The organism is Chloroflexota bacterium, assembly GCA_020850535.1.
Taxonomy (GTDB): Bacteria; Chloroflexota; UBA6077; order UBA6077; family JACCZL01; genus JADZEM01.
On record JADZEM010000163.1, the window covers coordinates 1 to 17,283 of the forward strand.

General features: G+C 68.5%; 15 protein-coding genes. 10 read left to right on the forward strand and 5 right to left on the reverse strand.

The window, feature by feature from the left end:
* Positions 1-240: 240 nt before the first annotated feature.
* Together IT306_23395 and IT306_23400 are read right to left on the reverse strand one after the other, a co-directional pair.
* Positions 241-1,227 carry an aldo/keto reductase gene (locus tag IT306_23395; protein MCC7371383.1) on the reverse strand — a complete coding sequence of 329 codons (987 nt, stop codon included), beginning with the start codon at positions 1,225-1,227 and terminating at the stop codon, positions 241-243.
* 60 nt (positions 1,228-1,287) lie between these two features.
* Positions 1,288-3,264, reverse strand: coding sequence for a hypothetical protein (locus IT306_23400; protein ID MCC7371384.1), 1,977 nt, complete (start codon positions 3,262-3,264; stop codon positions 1,288-1,290).
* A gap of 244 nt (positions 3,265-3,508) precedes the next feature.
* Here IT306_23400 and IT306_23405 point away from each other — a divergent pair, with 244 nt between their 5' ends.
* The 3 genes from IT306_23405 to IT306_23415 all read left to right on the forward strand — a co-directional run bounded on the left by IT306_23405 (position 3,509) and on the right by IT306_23415 (position 6,686).
* A complete protein-coding gene (locus IT306_23405) occupies positions 3,509-5,653 on the forward strand; it encodes an APC family permease (GenBank protein MCC7371385.1) in 2,145 nt (714 codons plus the stop codon).
* 174 nt (positions 5,654-5,827) lie between these two features.
* Positions 5,828-6,196 carry a response regulator gene (locus tag IT306_23410; protein MCC7371386.1) on the forward strand — a complete coding sequence of 123 codons (369 nt, stop codon included), beginning with the start codon at positions 5,828-5,830 and terminating at the stop codon, positions 6,194-6,196.
* Positions 6,189-6,686: a universal stress protein gene (locus IT306_23415; GenBank protein MCC7371387.1), complete on the forward strand. Its 498-nt coding sequence runs from the start codon at positions 6,189-6,191 to the stop codon at positions 6,684-6,686. Before IT306_23410 ends, IT306_23415 begins: the two co-directional genes overlap by 8 nt.
* A gap of 218 nt (positions 6,687-6,904) precedes the next feature.
* Here IT306_23415 and IT306_23420 read toward each other — a convergent pair whose 3' ends face one another.
* The 3 genes from IT306_23420 to IT306_23430 all read right to left on the reverse strand — a co-directional run bounded on the left by IT306_23420 (position 6,905) and on the right by IT306_23430 (position 9,437).
* Positions 6,905-7,717, reverse strand: a complete 813-nt coding sequence (locus tag IT306_23420; GenBank protein MCC7371388.1) for an arsenite methyltransferase — start codon at positions 7,715-7,717, stop codon at positions 6,905-6,907.
* Between the two features lie 157 nt (positions 7,718-7,874).
* Complete coding sequence (gene arsB, locus IT306_23425; GenBank protein ID MCC7371389.1) at positions 7,875-8,987, reverse strand: ACR3 family arsenite efflux transporter; 1,113 nt, start codon at positions 8,985-8,987, stop codon at positions 7,875-7,877.
* 69 nt (positions 8,988-9,056) lie between these two features.
* Positions 9,057-9,437 (reverse strand): winged helix-turn-helix transcriptional regulator, encoded by a 381-nt coding sequence (locus IT306_23430; protein ID MCC7371390.1) that lies wholly within the window; start codon positions 9,435-9,437, stop codon positions 9,057-9,059.
* Positions 9,438-9,684: 247 nt separating this feature from the next.
* Here IT306_23430 and pstS (IT306_23435) point away from each other — a divergent pair, with 247 nt between their 5' ends.
* From pstS (IT306_23435) to IT306_23465, 7 genes are all read left to right on the forward strand, one after another.
* On the forward strand, positions 9,685-10,995 hold the full coding sequence (gene pstS / locus IT306_23435; GenBank protein ID MCC7371391.1) for a phosphate ABC transporter substrate-binding protein PstS: 1,311 nt from the start codon (positions 9,685-9,687) through the stop codon (positions 10,993-10,995).
* 10 nt (positions 10,996-11,005) lie between these two features.
* On the forward strand, positions 11,006-11,983 hold the full coding sequence (gene pstC, locus IT306_23440; protein ID MCC7371392.1) for a phosphate ABC transporter permease subunit PstC: 978 nt from the start codon (positions 11,006-11,008) through the stop codon (positions 11,981-11,983).
* 85 nt (positions 11,984-12,068) lie between these two features.
* A complete protein-coding gene (gene pstA / locus IT306_23445) occupies positions 12,069-12,899 on the forward strand; it encodes a phosphate ABC transporter permease PstA (protein MCC7371393.1) in 831 nt (276 codons plus the stop codon).
* A gap of 157 nt (positions 12,900-13,056) precedes the next feature.
* Complete coding sequence (gene pstB / locus IT306_23450; GenBank protein ID MCC7371394.1) at positions 13,057-13,818, forward strand: phosphate ABC transporter ATP-binding protein; 762 nt, start codon at positions 13,057-13,059, stop codon at positions 13,816-13,818.
* Positions 13,819-13,832: 14 nt separating this feature from the next.
* Complete coding sequence (gene phoU / locus IT306_23455; protein MCC7371395.1) at positions 13,833-14,507, forward strand: phosphate signaling complex protein PhoU; 675 nt, start codon at positions 13,833-13,835, stop codon at positions 14,505-14,507.
* 704 nt (positions 14,508-15,211) lie between these two features.
* Complete coding sequence (pstS, locus tag IT306_23460; protein ID MCC7371396.1) at positions 15,212-16,192, forward strand: phosphate ABC transporter substrate-binding protein PstS; 981 nt, start codon at positions 15,212-15,214, stop codon at positions 16,190-16,192.
* A 135-nt stretch (positions 16,193-16,327) separates the two neighbouring features.
* The coding region (locus IT306_23465) for a DUF839 domain-containing protein (GenBank protein MCC7371397.1) at positions 16,328-17,283 on the forward strand (956 nt) is incomplete at its 3' end.

The window sequence follows — 17,283 nt, forward strand, 5'->3', positions numbered from 1 at the left end:
CCGACGGACGCTCAGCCTCTTCTCACTCGGCCTCCGCTGGCTCGACCGCGCACGCCTCCACTTCGTTCCCCTCTCCCCTCACCTCTCCCTCCCTTTCACCTGACCAGGAAAACTGTCGGGTACTGAGTGCGCGGGAGAGGGGGAGACGCACGAGAGTTTCGTTTCTCCCCTCTCCCGCGCACAGGGAGAGGGGGCCGGGGGGTGAGGGCCTTCCCAGGCCGGGGGGTGAGGGCCTCTCCGTTACGACCCAGCCAACGCGGTTACGCGGGCGGCGACGTCCGCGCCGAGCGGCCCGCGCTCGACCCAGCGAATCGCGTCTTCGAGCTGCGAGTACTCGGACGCGCCCACCAGCGCCGTCGCCAGCCCCGGGTGCCCGATGACCAGCCGGTAGCTCAGCTCGGCGGCGCTCTCCAGGCCAAGCTCGGCGGCCAGGGCATCGAGCTTGCGCGCCCGCGCCAGGTCGTCGTCGTACTCGCCGCCGGCCGTCAGGCCGCGCCCGGGATCCCCGGCGTTCTGGTGCCGGCCCGCCAGGGGCGTGCCCGCCAGCGCGCCGGCCGCCAGGATGCGGATGCCGACGCCGCCCGCGCCCACCTCGGCCATCTTGTCGAGCAACTGCTCGAAGTTGTGCGAGCTGCCGCCCGTCACCTTCCAGCCGGCCGAGGGGTTGATGGCGTTGACGTAGGTCTGGACGCTGTCGAACAGGCCCGAGCCGATCACCTTGTGCAGCGACGCGGTATCGCCCAGGCCGGTGATGCCGATCAGGCGGGTCAGGCCGGCCTCGCGGACCTTTGCCAGCCCCTCGGCCACGGGGCCAAGCACCTCCTCGGCGGACAGTGCGCCCTGGTTGCCCGAGATGTCCACGCCGACCCGGTTGTGGAGGTTGAAGAGGTCGACGCTGTCCCGCCCGAGCCGCTTCAGGCTCGCTTCGAGCTGCTCGCGGATGGCGGCAGCGGCGTTCGGCAGCTGCTCCGGTTCGAGGCGGAACTTGGTCCCGACCACCACGTTGGCCTTCAGCTCGCGCAGCAGCGGCCCGATGGTCTCCTCCGAGCGGCCGTTGCCGTACGCTGGCGCGGTGTCGAAGTAGGTGATGCCGGCCTCGAGCGCCCGCGCGACGGTCCGTCGCTGCTCGGACGGATCGCCTTTGACCAGCAGGCCGCCAATCGCGCCGCAGCCGAAGCCGAGCAGCGAGACTTGCGGGCCGTTCTTCCCGAGTGAGCGGTACTCCATCGTCATCCTCCAGACGGCATCGTCGTGCGGGCACGTTGCCCGGCGATTGTACGCGCTGGGCTACGGCTTCGCGGCGAAGGCGTCGTAGCGGCGGCCGGCCAGCGTCAGCGCCGTCTCGACATCGTCCGCCAGCAGGTAGCGCTGGCGGACCATCTCTTCGGCGGCGGCGCGGACCTTCGCAAGATACTCGGCGCGGCTGGCGTAGCGCTCCTCGATGGAGGGGCGCGGATCGCCGGTCCGCTCGCGCTCGGCGCGGGTGGCCGGGAACGGGAAGGTCGAGCCCTGCATCAGGTTCTGCTGCCCGACACCGCCGGTCTCGGGCGCGCGCGGGTTCCAGCCGGTGTAGGTGGCGACGGGCACGCTCACGTCTGGCATCCGGATGCCAGCCACCTCGTTGCGGTCGGCGTCGAGCGCGGAGACGTAGTTCTGGTAGCGCTCGCCGAGCGTGGCCGGCGCCTGCATGATCCCCTGGGCCGCGTCTGGACCGAGATCGGTCCGCCAGACCATCAGCCGCCGCTCGGGATCGACCACCACTGCCCCTGGAATGGCGTGGAACTGGGCCAGCGCGTCCTCGGGGGTGGTGGCCGTGCCGTCCGCGAGGCGTGGGAAGACGCTGGCCGGCGGCTCGACGCCCTCGGCTACCCAGGCGTCCAGGTTCATGAGGACGGCGCGCGTCAACGGCGAGTAGTCCACCGCGTTGAGCGGGTTCGCGCCGCGTGCGCCCTCGGTGCCGCTCTCGTAGACCAGCGGCACGACGCCCAGGCCGTGCTGCGTCCCGCCAAAATGGTAGTAGCGCGCGCCGGCCGGCGGCTCGACATCCCGGGCGTCCGCGAGATCGGTGTGGCAGAGCGAGGCGTCGCCGCGCCAGTACTCGGCCGAGGTGTTGATAGTGGCCACCTTCGGCAGGCCGCCGATCTCGCGCAGGCGGTCGAACAGGCCGCCACGCTCGCCGGTCAGCGGGTCGGTCTGGGGATCGTCGGCGAACGGCATCAGGTGGCCGAAGCTGACCATCGACTGATCGGAGGGCTGGGCGAAGCGCTGGTTGAACTGGCCGCGCCGCCCGCCGGCCACCTGCGGGATGATGCCGTCGAAGACGGTTCGCCCGGCCTCGTCCAGGTTCAGCCCGAGCGAGAGGTAGAGCCGCAGGAAGCGCCCGCTCTGGGAGACGCCGTAGCTGTGGGCGCGATCCAGCCGGCCAGCGCAGAGGTTCCCAGCTCCGGCATCCGCGAACCGCAGGAACGAGGCGAAATCGCGCATGGCCAGCAGCCCGACCCCGGCCACCGGGCAGTTGTTCGTCTGGTAGATCACCTCGTAGAACTTGCCCGGCTCGAAGCCGCCGTCCACGCTGATGTGGGCGGCGTCTGGGATCAGCGTGCCGCCCTCGACCCGCCCGAACCGCCACTGGCTGCGCGGGATGATGGTTCGCTCGCCACCCTGCCACGCGCGGACGGTCAGGCTGGCCGTCGGGTCGTCCAGGTTGACGGCCGGGAAGGGCCGGTGGGTGCGGTCGGCCAGCAGCTTGCTGGCTTCGAGCGCGTTCGGCTGGAACTCAACGGAGACGGTCCCGACAATCGGGTCGCCGTCTGGCCCGAGGGCCTGCGGCGCTTCGACGCCCATCAGCGTGTTGCCGCGGAAGACGTCCCACTGCCAGCCCACCCAACCGACGGTCCAGCCGTGGCGCATCAGGAAGCCGTCGCCGGCGGGGATCGGCTCGACGGGCACGGCGGTGGCCGGGGCACGGTTGAGCGTACGCGGCACCACCTTCAGCCCTCGGTTCGCCACGTCGAAGAGGAGGGCGCGACGGCCACGGTCCGGGTCTGACGGCTGGAGGATACAGAAGTCGGCCAGGAAGGTCACGCGGCCGGCGGCGTCGCGGGCGGCATGTTCCAGATCGACAATCGGCGTGTTGGCCGGGTGCTCGGGATCGACGGCGAAGTGGGCGATGCCGTCGATCTGCTCGTACGTCCCGACCTCGCCAAAGAGCGTCCCATCGTCGTACGTCCCGCGCCTGCGAATCTCCAGCCTGACGAGCGCCATCCCGCGTACCTCCTGGTGCACCTGCACGGGCGATTCTAGCCCGGATGCCGTTTGGGGCCGGCAGGCCAGCCAGGCCAGGGCCGCCGAGTTGCCGGAGACCCTTAGGGGATCTTTAGGGCTTGCTCGCAGATCCTTAGCGGGGCACGCGCTCGGGCAGCCGACACTCTAGAGGTAGGATCGCAACGCTCGCCCGTGCCGGACTCGCGATCGCGCCGGGCGCGGAAGACACGCTCGGTGACATGGTATGCATGACGATCAGCCCGACACTCCTCGCGAGGGCAAACGCACGCCACGCGTGCTGACCGGCCCGCGCCTGCCTCATCAACGCTATACCCTCCAGAAAGTTCGATCTGGCCGCGCTGGCAACCCGGTGTATCGCGTGGCGCGCCCCTTCAAGGGGTTTCGCCGTGATGGCGACGGCCATCTTGAGGCCACACTCGATATCGAGCGACCGACCGGCCGCTGGGGCAAGCTACGCCGCCTGCTCATCGGCCAGCCGATCCACAGCGAGCTGGAAGTCCACGAGCGGCTGACGAAGCGCAAGGCCCTGGCCGTCTTCTCGTCGGACGCGCTGTCGTCGGTGGCGTACGCCCCGCAAGAGACGTTGCTGGTCCTGCTGGGCGCTGGCGCGCTGGCCGCCTGGTGGTCGCTGCCCATCGCCATCGCCGTGGTGCTGCTGCTGGCCATCGTCGTCACCAGCTACCGCCAGACGATCTACACCTACCCCTCAGGCGGCGGCAGCTACATCGTCGCCAAGGACAACCTGGGCGAGCTGCCGGGCCTCACGGCCGCGGCAGCCCTGGCGGTGGGGTACATCCTGACCGTCTCGGTGTCGATTGCGTCCGCCGTCGATCAGCTTATTGCCGCCGCGACGATGCTGGAGCCGTTCCGCGTCTGGCTCGGGGTCTGTGCCATCAGTCTGATCACCCTGGCGAACCTGCGCGGCATCCGCGAATCGGGCAACATCTTCGCCGTCCCCACCTACGTGTTCCTGGTGGCGATGTACGCGCTGATCGCCGGCGGCCTGTTCTACCTGTTCACGGGACAGCTCCAGGTGGAGCACACCGAAGCCCCGCCGGTCGTCGAGGCGTTCAGCTTCTTCCTGCTGCTGCGCGCCTTCGCCGTCGGCTCGGCGGTCATGACCGGCACCGAGGCGATCTCCAACGGCATCCCCGCCTTCGTGCGGCCCGAGCCGCGCAACGCCGCCATCACGCTGGTCACCATGGCCGCCATCCTCGGCGTGATGTTCCTCGGCCTCTCCGTCCTGATCGTTGGGAGCGGCGTCGTGCCCACGCACGAGCAGACGGTTGTCTCGCTGCTGGGGCGCGCCGTCTTCGGCGAGGGGCCGCTCTACTACCTCGTTCAGGGCTCAGCGGTGTTGATCCTGGTGCTGGCCGCGAATACGGCCTACGCCGACTTCCCCCGGCTGGCCTCGCTGCTGGCCCAGGATCATTACGCGCCGCATCAGCTGGCCTTCCGTGGCGAGCGGCTCGCCTTCTCGAACGGCATCATGCTCCTGGGCATCCTGAGCGCCCTGCTGATCGTCGTGTTCAGCGGGTCCACGGGCGCGCTGCTGCCGCTGTACGCCTTGAGCGTCTTTGCCGCCTTCACCTTCTCCCAGACTGGGATGGTCCGGCACTGGCTTCGCGAGCGCGGCTCGCACTGGCCGCTCAAGACCGTGGTGAACGGCGTTGGCGCGGTGGTCACGGGGCTGGTGGCGCTGATCGCCGCTGGCACCAACTTCATGGACGCCGACCACCCGATCGTCCCCGGTACGCCGATTGGCTGGGGCTCCTGGCTGGTGCTGGTGATCGTGCCGGCCTTCATCTGGATGTTCCGGCTGGTGCACGCCCACTACGCCGAGGCGGACCGGATGGTCAAGCTTGATGGGCCGCCCGTCGAGCAGACGCTGAAGAACGTGCTGGTGGTGCCGATTGCGCGGCTGAACCGCCCGACGTTGCAGGCCCTCCGCTACGCGCAATCGCTCACCGCCGAGGTGACGGCGGTCCACATCGCATCGGATGCCGCCAGGGCTGACGAGATCGAGGAGAGCTGGCAGGGGTGGGCGCCGGGCGTCCCGCTCGCGATTGTCGAGTCGCCGTACCGCAGCCTCGCGCGGCCGCTCCTGCACTACCTCGCCGAGCTGAAGCGCATCGAGCAGGCCGACATCGTCACCGTGGTGCTGCCGGAGTACATCCCCCGAGCGTGGTGGCAGCACATCCTGCACGGGCAGTCTGCCCAGTTCCTGAAGCTGGCGCTGCTGTTCAAGCCGGGCTACGTCGTGGTGAGCGTGCCGTACCACAACGAGATCGCCCCTGCCCCGAGCGATGATGCTGAGCCCGAGCGCCCGGCCTTGATCGCCCCGTCGCCGTCAGAAGTTCCCAGCTGATGCGGCTGGCGCGCCGTCTGATTTCCTTAGAGGAAGGGTAGACCGGCACCCAGCCTCCTCCGTCCGATCCTTAGCTGCGCTGCGCCACACTGAAGGTGCGGGTGTCTGAGGTCGGACCTCTCCAGCCCGCCGCCTGACCAGTCCCGAGGAAGGATGCCTGCCATGGCCACTCCGATGAAGTCGCACGTCCTGGTCGTCGAAGACGACGAGCAGCTTCGACGGATCATCACGAGCAATCTGGTGGCACGGGGTCATCAGGTGCGGCAGGCGCCCGACGCAACGTCCGCCATCGCCGCCATCTCTGACGCGCAGCCAGACCTGCTGATCCTCGACGTGAACCTGCCGGATCGGACGGGCTGGGACGTCCTCCGCGAGTCCGAGCTTGGCGAGGATGTCCGCGTCTTGATGCTGACGGCCGTCCCGGTCAGCCCGCGCCGCCTCGCCGAGTTTCGGCCGGTGGGGTACCTTCCGAAGCCGTTTCCACTCGAAGCGCTGCTCCGGCTTGCCGAGAGCAGCTCGCGCACGGTGACTGACGATGCGTAACGCGGTTGGCCCCTCCGACAGGCGCACGACCGGGGCACGCGAGCTGCTGGTCCCCTTCGATGACTCCTGGGGGGCGACACGCGTCCTGCGGCGGGCCTGCCGCACGGCCCGCCGCGACGGCGAGTCCATCGCCGTGCTGTGCATGGCGAAGCTCCCGCCAGACGAGAACGCCTGGGGCAACCCGGACCTCGACCGCACGGCGATGACGGCGCTGACCCGCGCGCAGTCGATCTGCCGCGAGGAGGGCGTCGTCGGGGTCTTCAAGCTGAACTACGCGCGCGATCTGGCAGGGGCGATCGTCGACGAGGCTCGGCGCAGCGGCGCGGTGCTGATCTGCATGAGCATCGACGAGTACGCCGACTACGAGCTGGGCGAGTCGGCGCTGATGAGCGAGACGGTCCAGACGGTGCTGGCCGCGGCACCCTGCTCGGTGCTCCTCGAAGACCCGACCCTCAGCCCGCGCTTCGACGCGGACAACGCCGCCGGCTAGTACACGACCACGATGAAGCTGATGGGCGTATCCGTCATCCCGAGCGAAGCGACGAAGGAGCGAAGTCGAGGGATCTTCCCCGGTGGACCTGGTGTGTGGCCGGAGAAGATCCCTCCGCTTCGGTCGGGATGACGCCCCTCGTATTCACCATGAGCGCAGTACCAGCGTCGAACGCCGGCCAGCGCATCGCTGCCCGCGATGGACTCCCAGGGATGGGCTCAGGGCTTGCGTGCGCGGATGAACCCACTGGCGACGCGCCCACCAGAGGCCTCGAAGCGGGCGTAGGCGTCGGCGCTCCAGGTCTGGCCGGCCGATTCGGACAGCTTGTGGGCGTCGTAGACGCGGGTGATCTCGATGTCGATACCGTCGAAGCCGGCCTCGGCCAGCAGGCGGCGATACTCGCCCTCCTCGAGCGCGCCCGCCACACACCCGACCCACGCCACCATGTCGGCGCGCAGATCGGCCGGCAGGTCACCCTGCGTGACGACATCCGAGACGGCCAGCCGGCCGCCCGACTTCAGCACCCGGAACGCCTCGCGCAGCACGCGCCCCTTGTCCGCCGAGAGGTTGATGACGCAGTTCGAGATGATCACGTCGACCCGGTTGTCCGGCAGCGGGATCTCCTCGATGTGCCCCTTCAGGAACTCGACGTTGGCAGCGCCCTGCTCATCAGCGTTCTTGCGCGCCAGCGCCAGCATCTCGTCGGTCATGTCGAGGCCGTAGGCGAAGCCCGTCGGCCCGACTCTCCGCGCCGAGAGCAGCACGTCGATGCCGCCGCCGCTGCCCAGGTCGAGGACGGTCTCGCCGGGCGACAACTCGGCCAGGGCGGTCGGGTTGCCGCAGCCGAGCGACGCCTTGACGGCGTCCTCTGGCAGCAGGCCGGTCTCGTCAGCTCCGTACAGGTTCGAGGTGATCGGATCGCCGCTGCCACTGCAGCAGGAGGAGCCTCCTTGGGTCACGGTCAGGGCGCGCGCCGCGTACTTGGTGCGAACGGTCTCGCGGATCGATTCGGCGGACGGTTCGACGGCCATGGTGTCCTCCTGTCATCCCAGCACTGGGGTGGGCTGATGCATGCCGATCGCTCGGCGTTACGTTCTGATGAGACGTCGTTCGTCGTGGGTGCAGAGAAAGAGCACCCGCTGCTTGCTTATCTGGTCCGTTCCCACAGCCTGAGCCTCCAGAGTCTGGCTACCGTGCGAACGTCAGCCGGCGCGCCAGCCAGAGCGAGACGTACACCAGCGCCACCAGGGCCGGCACCTCGATCAGCGGGCCGACCACTGCCGCCAGCGCCTGCCCGCTGGCGATCCCGAACGTCCCGATGGCGACGGCGATGGCCAGCTCGAAGTTGTTGCCGGCCGCCGTGAACGAGAGCGTCGCCGTCTCGGGGTAGGAGAACCCCGAGCGGCGCCCCCACCAGAACGCCGCCCCGAAGATCACGCCGAAGTAGATCACCAGCGGCAGGGCGATCCGCGCCACGTCGAGTGGCAGCGCCAGGATCACGTCGCCCTTGAGGCTGAACATCACGACGATGGTGAACAGCAGCGCCAGCAGGGCCGTCGGTGCGATGGCCGGCATCGCCACGCCGTCGTACCACTCCCGGCCACGTACGCGGACGCCGACCAGGCGGGTGATCGCGCCGGCCGCCAGCGGGACGCCCAGGAAGATCAGCACGCTCCTGGCGATGTCCCAGAACGCGATATCCACCTGCTGGCCGGCCCCCAGTCCGAACCAGACCGGGAAGACGGCCAGGAAGAGGTAGGCGTAGAACGAGTAGGCCAGGATCTGGAACACACTGTTGAGGGCCACCAGCACGGCGGCATCCTCTGCATCGCCGCCGGCCAGGTGGTTCCAGATCAGCACCATCGCGATGCACCGCGCGATGCCGACCAGGATCAGGCCGGTCCGGTACTCGGGCAGATCCGGCAGCAGCAGCCACGCCAGCGCGAACATCAGGACCGGCCCGATGATCCAGTTCAGCCCGAGCGAGGCCGCGAACAGCTTCCAGGCCCGCCCGACGTGTGACAGCTCCTCGTACTTCACACGGGCCAGGACCGGGTACATCATCCAGAGCAGCCCGAGTGCGATCGGCAGCGAGACATCGGCCACCCTGATCGCGTCGAGCATCCGGGGCAGGTCCGGCGCCGTCGCGCCGAGCCCCAGCCCGAGCGCCATCGCCAGGAAGATCCAGAGCGGCAGGTAGCGGTCGATGAACGACAGTTGCCCGACAACCGCTCGGACCTCCGGCGCAGCCACCACCCGGGCAGATGCGGCCGGATCAGCGACAGATACGGCGTCACGCATCGCTGTCGGCCTCCACCAGATAGTGCGATGAACGTTGATGTATTGGGCAGTATGAGTGGTCCAGGGGCATCAGGCGTTGGCCTCCGGTGGTGGGCAGACCGGTGTGCGCTGGCCGATGTGGGCAGGGTTGATCGACGCGTCGAGCGACCGCCACGCCTCCCCGAGGGCATCCTTGTCGAGCCAATAGTAGATCCAGCGGGCGTCGTTGGCGTCGCGCCGCTCCCGCACGAAGCCGGCCTCCCGCAGTTGCCGGATGTGGTGCGACACGAGGTTCTGCGCCAGCCCCAGCCCATCGGCCAGTTCGCAGTTGCAGATCTCGCCCTCGGTCAGCTTGAGGAAGACGCGCCGCCGGGTTGGGTCGGCCAGCAGCTTCAGCAGCCGCGCCGCCGACTCCGTCACGTCAAGTCGGGCCGCGCTGCCGTTGGCCCCGAGCACCGATAGTTCGATCATGGTTGATACGATAGCACGAAGCCGGTCGTTCTGCGAGAGGCAGCCTCCACCGTTCGCTGAACCTGGCCGTCCGGAGCCCGATACGTCTTCGCGCCCGGTGGTCGTTCGGGCGCTGTCCGGTGTGACGCCGATCTCGGGGCGGACAATTTACCGAGCGTTAACAGGCAAGCACCGCTAGTTAAACTCCGGTTTACGTGCCTCCCCTAGCCTTCAGGTGGAACCAGAAGGCATCAAGGGGGCCTCAAGGATGATCCGACGTACACCGGTGAGCCGACGGCGCGCCGTCACGATGATGCTCGCCGGGCTGGGTGTGCTGGCGAGTGCCTGTGGCCCGGGCACCAATCCCGGCGCCGCCACCAAGACCGAAAGCAAGCCCGCCGCCGAGGCTGCGAAGCCGGCGGCGGAGGCCGCGAAGCCGGCGAGCAGCCCGGCCGCTGCCGCTGCATCCCCGGCCGCCGCTGCTGCATCCCCGGCCGCTGCCGCTGCATCCCCGGCCGCCGCTGCTGCATCGCCCGTGGTGGCCGCCAGCGGCGGGCCGGCGCCTGGCACGATCAAGGGACCGTTTGAGGGCGAAGCGAAGCAGGTGACCGGGGCCGGCGCGACCTTCCCCGCCCCGCTCTACTCGAAGTGGTTCAACGACTACAAGACGCTGACCGGCGTCGAGGTCAACTACCAGGCCATCGGCAGCGGCGGCGGCATCAAGGCGATCTCGGACCAGACCGCCGACTTCGGGGCGACCGACGGCCCGATGACCGACGAGCAGCTCAAGGCGGCAAAGGGCGGCGAGATCCTGCACATCCCGATGGCCCTCGGGGCCGTCGTGCCGATCGCCAACCTTCCCGAGATCGGCGAGAAGCCGGTCCGCTTCAGCGGCGAGACCCTGGCCGGCATCTACCTCGGCGAGATCGTCAAGTGGGACGATGCCAGGATCAAGGCCGACAACCCCGATCTGGCCCTGCCGAGCAAGGACATCGTTGTCATCCACCGCTCGGACGGCAGTGGCACCTCGTTCATCTTCACCGACTACCTCTCCAACGTCAGCGCGGCCTGGAAGAGCAAGGTCGGTGCGGCGACGGCCGTGAACTGGCCGACCGGCCTCGGCGGCCAGGGCAACCCGGGCGTGACCAACGAGGTCAAGCAGAACCCGTACGCCATCGGCTACGTCGAGCTGATCTACGCGATCCAGCAGAAGCTGACGCCGGGTCTCGTCAAGAACAGGGACGGCCAGTTCGTCGCCCCGAGCATCGAGAGCACCACGGCCGCGGCGGCCGGCCTGGGCAGCAGCATCCCGGCCGACCTCCGCGCCTCCATTGTGAACGCCCCGGGCGCGAAGGCGTACCCGATCTCTGGCTTCACCTGGATCCTGGCCCACAAGAGCATCCCCGAGAAGGGCAAGGCCGTCGCGCTGACGCGCCTGCTCACCTGGGCCATCTCCGACGGCCAGAAGCTCAACAGCGACCTCGGCTACGCGCCATTGCCCCCGGAGATCGTCTCGCGGGCCGACGCGATGATCCAGAGCATCCAGAGCGGCGGCGGGCCGGCCTTCCCAGGCCGGTAGGGGGTTCACCATGGCGCAGGCGCGGACGGCAGGCCCGCTACCGTCTCGGATCGGGACGGCCGGCCCCTCCGATCTCGTGTTCCGGGCGGTGGTCACGGGCGTCAGCGGGCTGGTCATCGCCATCTTCGTTGCGCTCGTGCTCTTGCTGGCCATCGACTCGTGGCCGTCCATTGAGCGGTACGGCCTCGGCTTCGTCACCAGCTCGACCTGGGACCCGGTCAAGGAAGAGTTCGGCGCGTGGCCGTATATCTACGGCACCCTCTTCAGCTCGGCGCTGGCCCTGCTCATCGCAACGCCCATCGCGGTGGGGGCCGCCATCTTCCTGGCCGAGTACGCCCCGGCCTGGCTGCGGAACCCGGTCTCGTTCATCGTCGAGCTGCTGGCCGCCATCCCGAGCATCATCTACGGCCTCTGGGGCTTCTTCGTGCTGGCGCCGGTGATGCGCCGCGGCGTCGAGCCGTTCCTGAAGACCGTCTTCGAGAACATCCCGGTCCTCAGCACCTTCGTGGCGGGGCCGGCCCTCGGGCGCGACATCCTGGTGGCGGCGGTGATCCTGGCCATCATGATCCTGCCCACCATCATGTCGGTGGCCCGCGAGGTCTTCATGACCGTCCCCAACACCCAGCGTGAGGGGATGATCGGGCTGGGCGCGACGAAGTGGGAGACGATCACCTGGGCCGTGCTGCCGTACGCCCGCTCGGGCGTCGTCGCGGCGGCGATGCTCGGGCTGGCCCGCGCGCTCGGCGAGACGATGGCCGTGACGATGGTCATCGGCAACAGCTCGCGAAACGTCAACTTCTCCCTGTTCACGCCGGGCTACACGATGGCCAGCGCCATCGCCAACCAGTTCCGCGAGGCCGACAAGGAGATCTACTTCGCCGCCATCGTCTACGTCGCCCTGGTGCTGCTGGTGGTCAGCGGCATCGTCAACGGGCTGGCACGGCTGATCGTCTGGAAGTTCGCCGGCCGCGGCGCGATGCGGGCGTGAGGAGCGAGACACCGTGCAAGGGGAAGCCTCCATGCAGCTAACGACGGCCCATCCTCGGAGCCTGCTGGCGGCCGACGCGGGGGCCATGCGCCGCAAGCTGTTCGATCAGGCCATGTTCGGCGCGGTGGTGCTCTGCGCTGCCCTCGGCGTGGCGATCCTCGCCGTGATCCTGCTGGATGTTGCGCTGAAGGGTGCGCCCGCCCTGAACGTGGCCTTCTTCACCGACCGCCCCCTGCCGCTGGGCGAGGAGGGCGGCGGCGTGGCCCCGGCCATCATCGGCACGCTGATGATGCTCGGCGTGGCCGCGGTGATCGGCGTGCCGATTGGCGTGGGGACGGCCATCTATCTGGCCGAGTACGGTCGGGGACGGCTCGCCTCGGCGGTCAGCTACACCATCGACCTGCTGGCCGGCGTGCCGTCGGTGGTGGTTGGCGTGTTCGTCTGGGCGGTGTTCGTGCGGAACGTCTTCGGCAGCTTCAACGGGCTGGCGGGCGGCATCGCGCTGGCGCTGATCATGATCCCGATCATCACCCGAACCGTCGAGGAGATGCTGCGGCTGGTGCCCGACACCTACCGCGAGGCGGCGCTCGGCCTCGGCGTCTCGCGCGCCAAGACGATCCTCTGCGTGGTGATCCCGACCGCCAGGGGCGGCATCGTGACGGGGATCATCCTGGCCGTCGCGCGGGCTGGCGGCGAGACGGCGCCGCTGGTGCTGACGGCCCTCGGCAACCAGTTCTTCAACTTCGACCTGATGCAGCCGATGGCGGCGCTGCCGCTCCAGATCTACAGCTACGCCACGTCGCCGTACGCGGACTGGCACACCAAGGCCTGGGGCAGCGCCCTGGTGCTGATCCTGGTGATCGGCCTGCTGAGCCTGTCGACGCGCCTGGCCACGCGCAAGCGAGCCGGCTTCTAGCCCATACCAGCGCGTTCCCCTCCGGCGCCCCCTCTCCCGCACGCGGGAGAGGGGCGAGGGGCAAGGGGCCGAGAAAGGGACGAGTACGCACATGGAAGCCACTCTGGCGAACCCAACGTCGGGCGCCGCCGGCGCCCGCGCGAGCGACGCCATCGGCATGCGCGTCGAGGGCCTGTCCGCCTTCTACGGGGCGCACAAAGCCATCGAGAACGTCGATATGGTGATCGAGCCGGGCGCGGTTACGGCGATCATCGGGCCATCCGGCTGCGGCAAGTCCACGCTGATCCGCTGCCTGAACCGCATCCACGAGGTCGTGTCGGGCGCGCGCGCCGAGGGCAAGGTGCTGCTCGGCGCCGAGGACATCTACGACAGGGGCGTCGACGCCGTGGCCGTCCGCCGGCGCATCGGCATGGTGTTCCAGAAGCCGAACCCGTTCCCGATGATGTCGATCTACGAGAACGTGGCCTCGGGCCTGCGTCTCAACGGGCTGGCGAAGAAAGTCAACCTCGACGAGGTCGTGGAGCGGAGTTTGCGGCAGGCGGCCCTCTGGGACGAGGTCAAGGACAAGCTGAAGGCTGGCGGGGCGTCGCTCTCGGGCGGACAGCAGCAGCGGCTGTGCATCGCCCGCTCGATTGCCGTGCAGCCGGACGTCCTCCTGATGGACGAGCCGTGCTCGGCGCTCGACCCGATCGCGACCTACCGCATCGAAGAGCTGATCGTCGAGCTGAAGCAGCGGTACACCATCGCCATCGTCACCCACAACATGCAGCAGGCGTCGCGCATCTCGGACAACACGGCCTTCATGCTGGCCGGCGAGGAGCGCGTCGGGCGGCTCGTGGAGTTCGCGCCGACCCGCCAGTTGTTCACGAACCCGCGCGACAAGCGCACCGAGGACTACATCACCGGCCGGTTCGGCTGATCGGGAGGAACCACATGGCCATCCCCACCCGGGCCACGTTCGACCGGCAGCTGCACACGTTGCTGGACGACACCCTGCTGCTGGGCAGCATGGTCGAGAAGGCCATCGAACGGTCCATCGACGCGCTGGTGCGCCTCGACGCGACCCTGGCGCGGCAGGTCATCGCCGACGACTCGGCGATCAACGCCCGGCGCTTCCGCCTGGAAGAGGACGCCGTTCGGCTGATCGCGATGCAGCAGCCGATTGCCGGCGATCTGCGCCTGATCGCCTCGGTCATCCACATCTCGACGGACCTGGAGCGCATCGGCGATTACGCCGCCGGCATCGCGAAGATCGTGCTGCTGCACGGTGACCAGCCGCCCGTCAAGCCGCTGATCGACATCCCACGGATGTCGGAGCTGGGCCGCTCGATGCTGCGTCGCAGCCTGGACGCCCTGGTGCGCCGGGACATCGACGAGGCGCGGGCCATCGTCGCGGAGGATGACGCCGTAGACTCGCTCTACGACCAGATCTACCGCGAGCTGCTGACGTACATGATCGAGGATCCGAAGACGATCCAGCGGGCGACCTGGCTGCTGTGGGCGGCACACAACCTGGAGCGGATCGCGGACCGCGCCACCAACATCTGCGAACGGGTGGTGTACATGGTGACGGGGCAGATCGAGGAGCTGGACATCTCGCACTACTGACACCGCTCCCAGGCGCCGCCTGTATCCCGAGACGTGACCACGATGCGATACGGTATCTACTCACCTTGCAGGTACGGCCGGCGCGTGGCTCCTTCGAGTAGGGCATGTCCGCGGCATGTGTAGCTGCGCAGATACGCCATACGAAAGCCTGTATGACTAGTTTGCTTTCGTGAGCGCCAGGGCTGCCTCCTGGGTTGTTAGTGGATCTGGCCCTGAAATACTGATAATCATGGTACCGTCAGATATATGAATTGAGCGTGCTGTAGGAATAGCTGTGAGACTGGATCTGGACACAGGAATCGTGATCAGCGCGCCTTGTGACTGTTTGATAGTTTCAGCCTGATCTGGTGCCGGGGTGTACGAAGTTACAATAGTAATAGGGCTACTCTGGTTCTTACTCTCTGTGCAGCCTGCGTCTGGCTGTTAGTTGACCCTGCACTGCTTCCTGAGATCTGTGCCACCGAATGCTGAACGCTGTTAAGGAAGATGCCGCAAAGTTTTACGCCAGATTAATCAGGTCTAACCCTCGCTTAAGAGTAGGAGCGGTGCGCGTTCGTATGATCTTCGCAGTTCTTCCCCATGTACCGCCGCCGATGTACGTCTGATGCACCGGCGATAGCGGATCGGCTGCACTGGAGGGTCTGCGCGTGAAACTCCTTCGTTCGCTCCTGCTCGCCGTCCTGGCGCTCTCGGTCGCATGGCCGATGCATCTGGCGAGCGCCCAGGTCGCGCTGAACGGCGCTGGCGCGACGTTCCCGGCTCCGTTGTACACGAAGTGGTTCAACGAGTACGCCACCAGGACCGGCGTCCAGGTCAATTATCAGCCCATCGGCAGCGGCGGCGGCATCAAGGCCATCACCGACAGGACCGTTGACTTCGGCGCGACCGACGGCATCATGACCGCCGAGCAACAGGCCGCTGCGCCGGATGTGCTGCACATCCCGATGGTGGCCGGCTCCGTGGTCCTGGCCTTCAACGTGCCGGAGCTCGAAGGCAAGCTGAACCTCTCGCCGGACACCGTCGCCGGCATCTTCCTGGGGACCATCGGCAAGTGGAATGATGCCGCCCTGGCCGCCGACAACCCGGGCGTGGCCCTGCCGAACAAGGACATCATCTCGGTCCATCGTTCGGACAGCAGCGGCACGACCTTCATCTTCACCAACTACCTGACCAAGATCAGCCCAGCCTGGGCGGCCCAGGTCGGCAACGCGACCTCCGTCAACTGGCCGAACGGCCTCGGCGGGCAGGGCAACTCGGGCGTGGCCGGCGAAGTCAAGGCGAACGAGGGCTCGATTGGCTACGTCGAGCTGGCGTACGCCGTCCAGAACAACATCCCGGTCGCCTCGGTCAAGAACGCCTCGGGCGTCTGGGTGACCGCTTCCTACGGCTCGACCACCGCCGCCGCTGCTGGCGTCGCGCTGCCGGACGACATGAAGGTGATGATCACCAACTCGTCCAACCCGGACGCCTACCCGATTGCCGGGTTCACCTGGATCCTGGTAAACCGGGAGCAGACGGACCAGGCGAAGGGCAAGGCCGTCGTCGACATGCTGCTGTGGGCCATCAAGGACGGCCAGCAGCTCGCCGTGCCGCTGAACTACGCGCCGCTCTCGGCGGAGGCCGCCGCCAGGGCCGAGGCGCAGATCCGCTCGATCACGTTCCAGGGCACTCCGCTGGCGAATTAGCCTCGCCGGACTGCCTGCCGCAGTGAACCGCCCAGGCCCGTCGAGGAGAGACCACCCCTCGGCGGGCCTGTTGGTACCTGTCCCGTCGCACCGCTTTCGCTCATCTGCCCTCTGGGCAAGGGGACCGATCACACCGTGTCAGACACCCTGAACGGCGCTTCGCACGAGCTGATGATGCTCGACGCTCACTCCGTCTGCCGCACAAGCTGCCGCTTCAACTGCGGCTCGCTCGTCTCCCGCGAGCTGAAAGGCGCGGGCGAGACGTTCCGCGGCGTGCTCGAACGCCGCGTGAGCCGGCGTGGCCTGCTGAAAGTCGGGCTGGTGGCCGGCGCGGCTGCCGCGCTGCTCCCAGCGTTCCGCGCCACCGAAGCCCAGGCCCAGACGACGGCGACGCCGTCCCCCGCGCCCGTCCAGCAGCGTCCGAGCGGCCTGACCTTCACCGCCATCCGCCCCACCGACCCCGCCACCGACGAGATCCGCGTGGCGGACGGCCACAAGGCGTCCGTGCTGATCGGCTGGGGCGACCCGCTCTTCGCCGACGTGCCCGCCTTCGACATCGAGAACCCGACGGCGGCCTCGCAGGAGCGGCGCTTCGGCTTCAACTCCGACTTCGTGGCGTTCCTGCCGCTGCCGCTCGGCTCGACGACGGCCCACGAGGGGCTGATCTGGAACAACCACGAGTACACCGACGGCCTGATGATGTTCCCCGACTACGATCCGAAGAAGCCGACCCGCGAGCAGGTGGACATCGAGCTGGCCGCACACGGCGCGAGCATCGTCCTGGCGCGGCGCAACGCCGCCGGCGACTGGGCCTACGACCGCACCTCGACCTACAACCGCCGGATCACCGCTACCACGCCGATCGGACTGTCCGGGCCGGCCGCCGGCGACGAGCGGCTCAAGACCTCAGCGGACCCGACCGGCACGCTCTCGACGGGGATGCTCCAGGGCGATTGCATGTTCATGGTGTCCCCGAAGCATCATGGAACGGGCGGTCGGGGACTGAAGTCCCCGCCTACAGTCACGCCGTCGCTGCGCGACGGCCGCCGGGAACGGCCGGCACTGGTGCGACTGGCGCGTCGCGCAGCGAC